This is a genomic window from Ensifer sp. GW821-FHT05G01 (assembly GCF_059419585.1).
On record NZ_JBWKSC010000007.1, the window covers coordinates 275,824 to 287,490 of the forward strand.

Below are 11,667 nucleotides of genomic sequence, written 5' to 3' on the forward strand. Positions count from 1 at the left end.
TCCCATGGCTCACCAAGCTCCCGAGAAACTCGTGATCATCGGCAACGGCATGGCGCCCGGCCGCATGCTCGAGGAACTTTTCGAAAAGGCCCCTGATCGTTACGAGGTCACGATCTTCAACGCCGAACCACGCGTCAACTATGATCGCATCATGCTGTCGCCGGTGCTGTCTGGCGAGAAGGCCTATGCGGATATCGTCATCCACGAAGACGCCTGGTATGCCGCAAATGGCGTCACCTTGCACAAGGGCGCGAAGGTCGCAGAGATCGATCGGGTCGCTCGCACGGTCACGGCGGAAAACGGCATCACCGCCACCTACGACAAGCTGGTGATCGCCACCGGCTCCAGCCCCTTCATCATTCCCGTGCCCGGCCACCAGTTGCCAGGCGTGCTGGCCTATCGCGATCTCGACGACGTCGAGAAAATGCTCGCCGGCAGCAGGCATGGTGGCCGCGCCATCGTCATCGGCGCTGGTCTGCTCGGTCTCGAGGCGGCTTACGGTCTCAAGCGTCAGGGCATGGACGTTACCGTCATCCACCTGATGCCGACGATCATGGAGCGGCAGCTCGATCCGGCCGCCGCCTATATGCTCGAAAAGGCGCTCACCGAACGCGGCATCGAGATCGTTACCAAGGCCAATACCAAGCGCATCCTGGGGGAAACGAAGGTCGAGGGCATCGAGCTCGAGGACGGCCGCATCATCGAGGGGTCGATGGTCGTCATGGCCGTCGGCATTCGTCCGGCGTCAAATCTGGCGAAGGAGGCGGGTATCGCCGTCAACCGCGGCATCGTCGTCGACGACGGCATGATGACGTCGGATGCGGCTGTCTATGCGCTCGGCGAATGCGCCGAACATCGCGGGACCTGCTACGGCCTCGTGGCGCCGCTCTATGAGAGCGCCCGGGTGCTTGCCGATCGGCTCGCCGGCGGCGAGGCGGAATATCATGGCTCGGTCACCAACACGAAGCTGAAGGTCACCGGCATCAATCTCTTCTCCGCCGGCGACTTTGCCGATGGCGAAGGTCGCGAGGAGATCGTCCTGCGCGATGCGACTGCCGGCGTCTACAAGCGTCTCGTGCTCAGGGAAAACCGTATCATCGGTGCCGTCCTCTACGGTGAGACATCGGACGGATCCTGGTTCTTCGATCTGATGAAGAAGGGCGCTGATATCACCGCCATGCGCGAAACCCTGATTTTTGGCCAGGCCTATCAGGGAGGGTCGCCGCTGGACCCTACGGCGGCCGTTGCAGCCTTGCCGGATGATGCGGAAATCTGCGGCTGCAACGGCGTGTGCAAGGGCAAGATCGTCGCGACGATTACCGGCAAGGGACTGACGTCGCTCGACGAGGTGCGTGCCCATACCAAGGCGTCCGCATCCTGCGGCTCCTGCACCGGGCTTGTCGAGCAGGTGATGTCGCTGACATTGGGCGAAGCCTACAATCCCGCCGCCGTCCAGCCGATGTGCACCTGCACCGAACTCGGCCACGACGATGTCCGCCGACTGATCAAGGCCAAGGGGCTGAAGTCCATTCCCGCCGTCATGCAGGAACTGGAGTGGAAGACGTCCTGCGGCTGCGCCAAATGTCGGCCGGCGCTCAACTATTATCTCGTCAGCGATTGGCCCGACGAATACGCCGACGACTATCAGTCCCGCTTCATCAACGAGCGTGTGCACGCCAACATCCAGAAGGACGGCACCTATTCGGTCGTTCCGCGCATGTGGGGCGGCGTCACCAACTCTCAGGAATTGCGGGCGATCGCCGACGTGGTCGACAAGTTCGAGATCCCGATGGTGAAGGTGACCGGGGGTCAGCGCATCGACCTGCTCGGCATCGAGAAGGAAGACCTTCCCGCCGTTTGGGCCGATCTCGGCAAGGCCGGCTTCGTCTCCGGTCAGGCCTATGCCAAGGGCCTGCGCACGGTCAAGACCTGCGTCGGTTCCGACTGGTGCCGGTTCGGCACCCAGGATTCGACCGGGCTCGGCATCCGCATCGAGAAATTCATGTGGGGATCGTGGACACCTGCAAAGCTGAAGCTGGCTGTGTCCGGTTGTCCGAGAAACTGCGCCGAGGCGACCTGCAAGGATATCGGCGTCATCTGCGTCGACAGCGGCTTCGAGATCCACTTCGCCGGTGCCGCCGGGCTCGACATCAAGGGCACCGAGGTTCTCGGTCTGGTGAGGACCGAGGACGAGGCGCTCGAGCACATCGTCGCGCTGACGCAGATGTACCGCGAGCAGGGCCGCTATCTCGAGCGTATCTACAAATGGGCCAAGCGCATTGGCGTCGAGGAGATCCGCCGTCAGATCATGGGCGACGTCGAACGGCGCAAGGCGTTCTTCGACCGCTTCGTCTTCAGCCAGAAATTCGCCCAGGTCGATCCCTGGTCGGAGCGTGTCTCCGGCAAGGACAAGCACGAGTTCCGGCCGATGGCGACGGTCGGCTTTTCTCAAGCTGCGGAGTGAGGTGATGGATATGAACTGGCCAACAGAAAACTGGCACCCAATCGGCGACATTTCCGACATCCCGCTTCGAGGCGCGCGCTGCGTGCGAACGCCTCAAGGCAAGATCGCCGTCTTCCGCACCGCCGAAAACGAGGTTTTCGCCATCGAGGACCATTGCCCGCACAAGGGCGGGCCGCTGTCGCAGGGCATCGTGCACGGCACGGCCGTCACCTGCCCCTTGCACAACTGGGTCATTTCACTCGAAACCGGCAAGGCGCTGGGTGCGGACGAGGGGGCCGTGCGCACGATCCCCGTGCGCAACGATGGCGGCGCGCTCTTCATCGCACTCAAAAGCCTGATGATCGCGGCGGAGTAGTCATGGCAACCGAGGTCAAGACCACCTGTCCCTATTGCGGTGTCGGCTGCGGCGTGATCGCGACGGTTGGCGATGACGGCGGCGTTGGCGTGAAGGGCGATCCGGACCATCCGGCCAATTTTGGCCGGCTTTGTTCCAAGGGCTCGGCATTGGCCGAGACACTCGATCTCGATGGCCGGCTGCTTTATCCCGAGATCGATGGCGAACGCGTGGATTGGGATGAGGCTCTCGACCGCGTTGCCGAGCGTTTTTCACGGACAATTGCCGAACATGGTCCGGATTCGGTTGCCTTCTACGTCTCGGGGCAATTGCTGACGGAAGACTATTATGTCGCCAACAAGCTGATGAAGGGCTTCATCGGCTCGGGCAACATCGACACCAATTCGCGCCTGTGCATGTCGTCGTCCGTGGCCGGCCATCGCCGTGCCTTCGGCGCCGACACCGTGCCCGGGTGCTACGAGGATCTGGAGCTGGCGGATCTTGTCATCCTGACCGGCTCCAACCTCGCCTGGTGTCATCCGGTCCTTTACCAGCGCCTGGCGGCGGCCAAGGCCGCGCGGCCGCAAATGCGGGTCGTCGTCATCGATCCGCGCCGCACGATGACCGCCGATATCGCCGATCTTCATCTGGCGATCCGCCCGGATGGCGACGTCGCGCTCTTCAACGGTTTGTTCAAGCATCTGGCAGCAAGCGCGGCGGTCGATCATGATTACGTCTCAGCGCACACCAGCGGTTTCGCCGAGGCGTTGTCGGCGGCAGGCACACTCGACGAGGCCACACTCGCCGAGGCGACCGGGCTTGCCATATCGGAAGTCGCGGCCTTCTTCCGGCTTTTCGAAACGACCGAACGGGTCGTCACCTGCTACAGCCAGGGGGTCAACCAGTCGGTGGCAGGCACCGACAAGGTCAACGCCATCATCAACTGCCATCTGGCAACCGGCCGCATCGGCCGGCCCGGCATGGGGCCGTTCTCGCTGACCGGCCAGCCCAATGCCATGGGCGGCCGCGAGGTTGGCGGTCTTGCCAACATGCTCGCCGCCCATCTGGATATCGAGAAGGCGGCACACCGCGATCAGGTCAGGCGCTTCTGGGGCGCGCCCGCCTTGGCGTCGAAACCGGGTCTCAAGGCCGTCGACATGTTTCGCGCGGTCGCCGACGGGCGCATCAAGGCGATCTGGATCATGGCGACCAATCCCGTTGTCTCCATGCCGGATGCCGATGCGGTCGAGGCGGCGCTCAAGGCCTGTCCCTTCGTCGTCGTCTCCGATGTCTTGAAGGAGACCGATACGACCCGCCACGCCCATATGCTGCTGCCCTCGCTTGGCTGGGGCGAGAAGGATGGGACCGTTACGAACTCCGAGCGCCGCATCTCCCGCCAACGCGGTTTCCTGCCGCCCCCCGGCGAGGCGCGAGCCGATTGGTGGCAACTGGCCGAAGTCGGGCATCGCATGGGCTTTTCAGGTGCGTTTGCCTACACATCGTCGTCAGAAATCTTTGCCGAACATGCCGGCCTTTCCGGCTTCGAAAACTTCGGGCGACGCGACTTCGATATCGGCGCCCATGCCGAAATCGATCGCCCGCGCTATGATGAACTGCAGCCATTCCAATGGCCGCAGCCGCGCGGCACGGAAAGCGTTACGACGCGCTTCTTCGCCGACGGCGGCTTCTATCATCCGGACGGTCGCGCGCGCTTTGTCGCGGCGGCAAGTGGGGTCGCTGATCGCCTTAGCGCTGCCTTTCCCTTCACCCTCAACACCGGCCGGGTGCGCGACCACTGGCATACGATGACCCGGACGGGAAAAAGCCCGCGGCTTTCCGCCCACATCGGCGAGCCCTTCGTCGAGATCCATCCACGGGACGCGATGGAACTTGGCCTGTCGCCCGCCGATCTCGTGGCACTGGAAAGCCCCTATGGTACGGCGATCGTTCGGGCACTGATTACCGAACGTCAGGCGCGCGGCAACCTCTTCGTGCCCATGCATTGGAGCGACCAGTTCGCGGCAAAGGCCCGCATCGATGCCTTGGTGCCGCCGATCACCGACCCCGTCTCCGGCCAGCCCGCCTCCAAGAACGTTGCCGTTTCCGCTCGGCGTTTCGCCGCCTCCGCCTATGGCTTTGCGGTGAGTGCCGCAAAGCCACGAGGGCTCGATTGTGCCTATTGGGCGCTGGCAAAGGCAAAGAGCGGGTGGCGGCTGGAGCTTGCCGTCGGGCGTGCGCCCGAGGATTGGGTCGGCTGGTGCCGCCGCATCTTCGACCTCCCCGGAGAGGTCGAGCCTATCGGCTATGCCGACGGGCCGTCCGGCCATCGCCGGCTTGCCTTTTTCGATGGCGACCTGCTTTTGCTGGCGCTGTATCTCGCGCCGGAGCCCGTCGCCGTTGCCCGCAACTGGGCGGTCGAGCAGCTCAGCATTTCGCATGGAGATCTGCGCCTGCGCTTCGCGCTCGTGGCCGGCCGTCCGGGCGCGGACAAGCCCGATCCGGGTGCCACCGTCTGCTCCTGCTTCAATGTCGGCGTCACTCAGATCGTTGCAGCGGTGCGCAACGGCTGCCGCACGGTCGAAGCCGTCGGCCAGACACTCAATGCCGGAACCAACTGCGGCTCCTGCCGCGCCGAGATCAGGGGGATCGTCGATGGATGCCTTGCTGCTGCCGCGGAATGAAAAACCCTTGCGCGCCGAGCGACCGCGCATGATGCCTCTGGCGAAGCTCCCGGTTTTCTGGGCGCTCGAGGGTCGCCGCGTCGCTTTGGTCGGTGGATCCGACGCCGCCGCCTGGAAAGCCGAATTGTTGGCGGCCTGCGGCGCTGAGGTTCACGTCTATGCGCCGAGCGGGGATCTGGGAGAGGTCTGTGCCCGCCTGATTGCGGGGAGGGCCCCGCACCCGCAGGGCAGCTTCGTGCATCACAACGTGGCCTGGACGCCCGAGGTGCTCGCCGGTGCGGCGCTCGCGATTGCCGACTGCGAAACGGAGGAGGAGGCGCAGGCATTCTGTCAGGCGGCGCGGGATGCGGGCGTCCCTGCCAATGTCATCGACAAGCCGGCTTACTGCCAGTTCCAGTTCGGATCGATCGTCAACCGTTCTCCTGTCGTGGTCTCGATCTCGACGGACGGTGCGGCGCCGATCCTCGCGCAAGCGATCCGCAGGCGCATCGAGACGCTGCTGCCGCCGGCTCTTAAGGATTGGGCCTCACTGGCGCAGACGCTCCGCGAAACGGTCAATGCGCGGCTGAAGGCGGGTGCGGCGCGGCGCGCTTTCTGGGAACGTTTTGTCGATCGGGCCTTTCAGGAGACACCGGAGGAGGGTGTCGAGATGCGGCTGGTGACGGAAATGGATCGCTTCTCGGCGAACCGGACCGACACCGGCCGCGTCACGCTCGTCGGCGCCGGCCCCGGCGGGGCGGAGCATCTGACGCTGAAGGCGGTGCGCGCCCTTCAGGCAGCCGATGTCATCCTTTTCGACCACGGCATTTCCGATGAGGTGCTGGAACTTGCCCGACGTGAGGCTACCCGCCTTCCCGTCGATGAGCGCAGCGGCCGCACGTGCCATGGGCAGGAGGACGTCCACGGCACGGTGGTGTCGCTGGCGCGTGCCGGCAAGCATGTCGTCCGCCTGACATCCGGTGACCCGGTGACGTCCGAGGGGGCCGGCGAAGAGATCGTCCGGTTGCGTCACCAGGGCATACTGGCCGACGTCGTCCCGGGTGTTGCGGTGACGAATGGTGAGATCGCCCGGCTTGGTGTCCCTCGCCCAGCACGTAACTCTGCCGATCCCATCCCTCGTCGTCCGGGCCGATGGTCAATGCAACCGTCAAAACTTCGCTCCGGACCGGGCCGGGATCGGGGCGGGCCCTTCGAACACGGTATCGCGCACGAGGCGAAGCGGCCGGCGGACCGCAGTCCTCTGACAAGCGGCCGACCAATCGCGGATGCATTTGCAAGGTTTGCGCTCCTGATCACCTCACGGGCTGGCGCAGGCGGCAGCTAACCCAGCCATTCGCACCGATAGGCCATAACCGGTTTTGCGAAGCCCTTCAGCTTATGGCGGGCGCCGTGGGTGAAGACATCGACCTTGCCATACTCCTGGAAAATGTTCTCCGAAATCAGGATTTGATCGCTACGGGCGGCAGCGCAAAGCCTTGCTGCCAGCTGCACCGTCGTGCCGAAGAGATCATTGCTGTCTTCGACAGGTTCGCCACAATCCAGTCCGATGCGGATGTGGATAGGTTCGCCATTGCCTGCGTTGTAGCGGTGGAACTCGCGTTGGATATCAATCGCGCAGTCGACTGCAAATGCCGTGGAAGAGAACGCCGCCATAATCCCATCCCCGGTGTGCTTGACCTCGCGACCGGATAGTCGTCCCAGGCAGCTGCGAACGAGGGCGTCGTGCGCTCTGATGAGTTCCGTGGCCATGCGATCGCCGAGACGCGATGTCATTTCGGTGGATCCGACGATATCGGTGAAAAGGATTGCCCGGTGACCGGGGTCCATGTCTTTCGAGATCGCACCCGCCGCCTCCGGATCCTGTATTCGCCCGAGAAATGCCTCGACGGCAGACAGGGCAACCTCCACGACTTCGCCTGCGATGAACCCATGCGCCTCCCGGTGCACGCACTGCGCGGTTTCAGCATCCGGCGCGTCGATGAGGCAAAACGTCGTTCCGCGCCTGTGGTCAAACCAGTAAGTCAGGAACTTGACGCCATACTGGTCCTGTATGCTGAGATCTTTGAGGTGCGCTTCGGCGACATCCTCGGCAGAAGCGCCCGCAAGATCGTGCCGGTCCATGAAGATAGGCATTCGTTCGCTCCCCAGGGGACCGTCGCCACAGCCGGCCAGCAGTCTACGACAGTCCCGGATTATCGTCTATCTCGGACCGCGTGACGGCAGGACGATGGTTCGATCGAACAGATGCAAAGGGATCGGGCGCGCTCGGTTGATGCAACGGCCCGCTCCAAAACCTGGCTGTCGGGCCGGCGCTGTGTCCGTCACATCTTCAGAAGGGACAGTCCTGTTGCTTGATCGAACAGATGGATGCTGTCCTCGTCGACCGCAAATGAAACGGGGTCACCCGGCTTCGGGCAGCCGCTGGCCTTGACCAGCGCACCGATTTCGCAACCGGCGAAGACAAACGTCACCAGTGCGTCATTGCCATGAAATTCCACGAGATCGGCCATGCCGGCGACGACGTTCGTGCGGGCCGCCGATGGTTCCTGCATCTGCAGGTCGGCTGGGCGAAAGCCGAGAACGACCTTCTGGCCCGGGGCCAGCGCAAACCTTTTGCTGGAAACACGGAAATCGACGCCGGCACTGCGCAGTGCCCATCCGTCCTCCACTTTTTCTGCCGACACATCGATGAAGTTCATGTTTGGTGTGCCGATGAAACCCGCAACGAACAGCGTTCTCGGTCGGTCGTAGATCTCGGCCGGCGTGCCGACCTGTTCGATCGCGCCGCCTTTCATCAGCACGATCCGGTCGGCGAGCGTCATTGCTTCCAGCTGGTCGTGGGTGACATAGATCGTCGTCGTCTTCAGCTTCTGATGCAGCCGCGCGATCTCGACCCGCATGTGGTTGCGAAGCTTCGCATCGAGATTGGAGAGCGGCTCGTCGAAGAGAAACACCCGCGGCGTCTTGATCATGGCGCGGGCGATCGCCACGCGCTGCTGCTGGCCGCCGGAGAGCTCGGTCGGCTTGCGCTGCAAATAGGGGTCGAGACCGAGCGTCGCAGCCACCGCGCGAATGCGCTGGTCGATCTCCGGCTTTGGCACCTTCATCCGCTTCAGACCGAAGGCAATATTGTCGTAGATCGTCATGTGCGGATAGAGCGCGTAGTTCTGGAACACCATCGCCACGCCGCGGTCGCGTGGTGGCAGATCGTTGACGGTTTTTCCGCCGATCATCACCTTTCCGCCAGAGATGTCCTCCAGTCCGGCGATCATCCTGAGAAGGGTCGACTTGCCGCAACCGGAGGGCCCGAGGAAAACGATGAACTCATGGTCGGCCACGTCGAGGTTGAAATCCCTGATGACGTTGACGGCACCGTATTGCTTGTCGACATTTGAGCAGACGATATTCGCCATGACCTATTCCTCCCCGCTGCCGATGAGAATCTGAAGCTTGACGTCGGACGGACGCGCAGCGGCGGCCCGCTCGAAAGCGCTGATGCTGTCCGCGAAGCGGAATGTCCCGGTAATCAGCGGCTTGAGGTCCACTTTCCCTGATGCAATCAGTTGCAGCGCGCGATCGAAGATGTTGGCGTAACGAAAGACGGTCTCGATCCTGACTTCCTTCGAGATCGCGCCCGGCACATCGAAGGTGACCGCCTCGACGGGCAGACCGACGAGAACGAGGGCGCCGCCGGGGCGAACCAGCTCGAAGATGCCGGCAAATGCCTTGGCACTGCCGCTCGCCTCGAAGACGACGTCCGCTCCCCAGCCGCCGGTTTCCGCGGCGATGGTCTCGGCAAAGGATCGTTCAGCGATGTTGACCGGGGTGATGCCGGGGTATTGCCCGGCGATTGCAAGCTTCTCGGCGCTGAAGTCGGAGATGAAGACGCGGCTGCATCCGCCTGCGAGCGCGGCGAGTGCGACCATGATGCCGATCGGGCCGCAGCCGATGACTGCCGCCACGTCGCCGGGCGCGATGCGGGCCCGGGCGGCTGCCTGCATGCCGATGGCGAAGGGCTCGACCATGGCGCCTTCGGCAAACGACACGTTTTCGGGCAGCCTGTAAGTGAAGGCGGCGGGGTGCACGACCTCAGGCGTCAGCACGCCGTGGATCGGCGGTGTTGCCCAGAAGCGCACCTTCGGATCGACATTGTAGAGACCGAGTTTCGAGGCGCGGGACGACAGGTCCGGCACGCCCGGCTCCATGCAGACCCGGTCGCCGACCTGCAGACTGCCGACATTGCTGCCGATCTCGATGACGGTTCCCGCAGCCTCATGTCCGAGCACCATCGGCTCGCGCACGACATAGGGGCCGATCGCGCCATGGGTGTAGTAGTGCACGTCACTGCCGCAGACGCCGACGGTATGGATGGCGATCTTGACGTCATCCGGGCCAAGTTCGAGGGGGAGTTCGATCTCCCTCAGCGACAGGACGCCCTTCTCTTCGAGGACCAACGCTTGCATGAAAGCTTTCCTTATTGTCACGATGTCTTGCGCTTGAAGGCGCTGTTGAGCATGCCGCTGAGCACTCCGATGAAGAGCAGCGGTGGTATCGAGAGGAGAACGACGGAGGCATTGAGGATGCCCCAGGGCACGTCGCGGCCGAGCTGCGTCAGCTCCGAGGCGACGATCGGCAAGGTCTTGGCATCCGATGTCGTCAGCATCAGCGCGATCAGGAACTCGTTCCAGACCAGCACGAAGGCAAAGGCAACGGCGCCGATCAGCGATCGGAGCGCGATCGGCAGCGCGATCAGGAAGAAGATCGCATAGGGTCCGTAGCCGTCGACCCGCGCCGCCTCCTCGACCTCTTTCGGGACCCTCGCGAAGGCCGGCACACTGAGCCAGATGACGGTTGCGAGCGTCAGCAGGGTGTAGGTTACGATCATCGAGAGGCGCGTGTCGTAGAGGCCGAAATCGAGCCAGATGACCATCAGCGGGATGGCGATCGCCACCGGCGGCAGGAACCGCAGCGACAGCACGAAGAACTGGATATCGCCCGACCAGCGATTGGGATAACGCGCAATCGCGTATGCGGCAGGAAGCCCCAGAAGCGCACCGATCAGAACGGAGGCACCCGAGATGATCAGCGAGTTTATCAGCCCGGCAAAGACGCTCTCGCGTCCGAGAACATAGGCGAAGTTGTCGAGCGTCGGCGTGAAGAAGAACAATGGGGTCGGGGTGACGATATCGACCCGGTTCTTGAAGGCATTGAGCAACGTCCAGAAGACCGGGAAGACGGCGGAGAACGCCGCCAGGAGCAGAAGGATGCGACCGACCACGCGGCCGAGCTTGTGGACGTTCATCACTGGACCCTCTTCCAGATGAAGGTAAAGGCGATGGAGGTGGCAATCATCATCAGGACGGCCATGCTCGATGCGTAGGAAATCCGCCCGGACTCGATGAAGCCTTGGGAAAAGGCGTACATGTCGAGCGTTTCCGTCGTGATGCCGGGGCCGCCACGCGTCATCACGTAAATCAGGTCGAAGGCGCGAAGCGACTCGATCATCTTGACGAATGCGAGCGAGATCAGCGGCGCCTTCAGCATCAGGATGGCGATGTGGGTGTAGATCTCCCAGGTGCGGGCATGATCGAGACGGGCCGCCTCAAACGGTTGCGGCGGCAAGGTCTCCAGAAGCTTGAGCACGATGACCGAGAAGAACAGCCCCCATTGCCAGACGTCGACCAGCGCCACGGTCGCAAGCGCGGTTGCCGGATTGGACAGCAGGTCGAGCGGCCGGCCGGTGATGGCCTTGTAGGGGTAAGTGGCGATGCCGTAGAGCGGATGGAATGCAAACTTCCAGACGAAAGCCGCCGAGACACGCGGGAGGATCACCGGCATCAGAAAGAGAAGGGCCAGCATGTTTCGCATGCGCGGCGCGGCACATTCGAACAGAAGTATGCCGAGGCCGACGGCTACGATCAACGTCATGCCGACCGTCACCGCTTCCCATGTCAGCGATACGCCGATGGCATTGATGAAACGGCGGTCGGAAAAGAGGTCGATGTAATTGGCGAGCCCGACGAAGTCGCCGACGGGGCGGCTGAGTTCGCGGTTCTGCAAGGAAATATAGATCGCATAGACAGTCGGCACGAATGCGAGCACGGCCAGGATCATCATCGCCGGGGTCAGGAAGACCGCCGGCAGACTGTTTTTCTGTTTCATGGGATAGACATCCTACGGCAAGGGGC

General features: G+C 63.2%; 9 protein-coding genes. 4 read left to right on the forward strand and 5 right to left on the reverse strand.

Going from position 1 to position 11,667, the window contains the following annotated elements; genetic code table 11:
- Positions 1-4 precede the first annotated feature (4 nt).
- Genes nirB through AC07UR_RS19035 form a run of 4 tightly spaced genes read left to right on the forward strand, consistent with a single transcriptional unit; the run spans position 5 to position 6,803 of the window.
- Positions 5-2,464 carry a nitrite reductase large subunit NirB gene (gene nirB / locus AC07UR_RS19020; protein WP_209789116.1) on the forward strand — a complete coding sequence of 820 codons (2,460 nt, stop codon included), beginning with the start codon at positions 5-7 and terminating at the stop codon, positions 2,462-2,464.
- A 4-nt stretch (positions 2,465-2,468) separates the two neighbouring features.
- A complete protein-coding gene (gene nirD / locus AC07UR_RS19025; protein ID WP_173421393.1) occupies positions 2,469-2,819 on the forward strand; it encodes a nitrite reductase small subunit NirD in 351 nt (116 codons plus the stop codon).
- A 2-nt stretch (positions 2,820-2,821) separates the two neighbouring features.
- Positions 2,822-5,479 carry a nitrate reductase gene (locus tag AC07UR_RS19030; RefSeq protein ID WP_209789118.1) on the forward strand — a complete coding sequence of 886 codons (2,658 nt, stop codon included), beginning with the start codon at positions 2,822-2,824 and terminating at the stop codon, positions 5,477-5,479.
- Positions 5,451-6,803, forward strand: a complete 1,353-nt coding sequence (locus AC07UR_RS19035; protein ID WP_209789120.1) for a siroheme synthase family protein — start codon at positions 5,451-5,453, stop codon at positions 6,801-6,803. The genes AC07UR_RS19030 and AC07UR_RS19035 overlap by 29 nt, the downstream gene beginning before the upstream one ends.
- Here AC07UR_RS19035 and AC07UR_RS19040 read toward each other — a convergent pair.
- From AC07UR_RS19040 to AC07UR_RS19060, 5 genes are all read right to left on the reverse strand, one after another.
- Entirely contained in the window at positions 6,800-7,612 is an 813-nt protein-coding gene (locus AC07UR_RS19040) for a nickel-binding protein (RefSeq protein WP_173421396.1), read from the reverse strand. The genes AC07UR_RS19035 and AC07UR_RS19040 overlap by 4 nt on opposite strands.
- 188 nt (positions 7,613-7,800) lie before the next feature.
- Positions 7,801-8,892, reverse strand: coding sequence for an ABC transporter ATP-binding protein (locus AC07UR_RS19045; RefSeq protein WP_209789122.1), 1,092 nt, complete (start codon positions 8,890-8,892; stop codon positions 7,801-7,803).
- Between the two features lie 3 nt (positions 8,893-8,895).
- The gene (locus AC07UR_RS19050) at positions 8,896-9,942 is read right to left on the reverse strand and encodes an NAD(P)-dependent alcohol dehydrogenase (protein ID WP_209789124.1); all 1,047 of its coding nucleotides are present in this window, start codon (positions 9,940-9,942) and stop codon (positions 8,896-8,898) included.
- Between the two features lie 17 nt (positions 9,943-9,959).
- The gene (locus AC07UR_RS19055) at positions 9,960-10,781 is read right to left on the reverse strand and encodes a carbohydrate ABC transporter permease (protein ID WP_209789126.1); all 822 of its coding nucleotides are present in this window, start codon (positions 10,779-10,781) and stop codon (positions 9,960-9,962) included.
- Positions 10,781-11,641 (reverse strand): carbohydrate ABC transporter permease, encoded by an 861-nt coding sequence (locus AC07UR_RS19060; protein ID WP_209789129.1) that lies wholly within the window; start codon positions 11,639-11,641, stop codon positions 10,781-10,783. The genes AC07UR_RS19055 and AC07UR_RS19060 overlap by 1 nt, the downstream gene beginning before the upstream one ends.
- Between the last annotated feature and the right edge of the window lie 26 nt (positions 11,642-11,667).

Bases quoted from the DNA above. Each gene is read 5' to 3' on its own strand.
- nirB (WP_209789116.1), top strand. From the start codon at position 5: ATGGCTCACCAAGCTCCCGAGAAACTCGTGATCATCGGCAACGGCATG.
- nirD (WP_173421393.1), top strand. From the start codon at position 2,469: ATGGATATGAACTGGCCAACAGAAAACTGGCACCCAATCGGCGACATT.
- AC07UR_RS19030 (WP_209789118.1), top strand. From the start codon at position 2,822: ATGGCAACCGAGGTCAAGACCACCTGTCCCTATTGCGGTGTCGGCTGC.
- AC07UR_RS19035 (WP_209789120.1), top strand. From the start codon at position 5,451: ATGGATGCCTTGCTGCTGCCGCGGAATGAAAAACCCTTGCGCGCCGAG.
- AC07UR_RS19040 (WP_173421396.1), bottom strand. From the start codon at position 7,612: ATGCCTATCTTCATGGACCGGCACGATCTTGCGGGCGCTTCTGCCGAG.
- AC07UR_RS19045 (WP_209789122.1), bottom strand. From the start codon at position 8,892: ATGGCGAATATCGTCTGCTCAAATGTCGACAAGCAATACGGTGCCGTC.
- AC07UR_RS19050 (WP_209789124.1), bottom strand. From the start codon at position 9,942: ATGCAAGCGTTGGTCCTCGAAGAGAAGGGCGTCCTGTCGCTGAGGGAG.
- AC07UR_RS19055 (WP_209789126.1), bottom strand. From the start codon at position 10,781: ATGAACGTCCACAAGCTCGGCCGCGTGGTCGGTCGCATCCTTCTGCTC.
- AC07UR_RS19060 (WP_209789129.1), bottom strand. From the start codon at position 11,641: ATGAAACAGAAAAACAGTCTGCCGGCGGTCTTCCTGACCCCGGCGATG.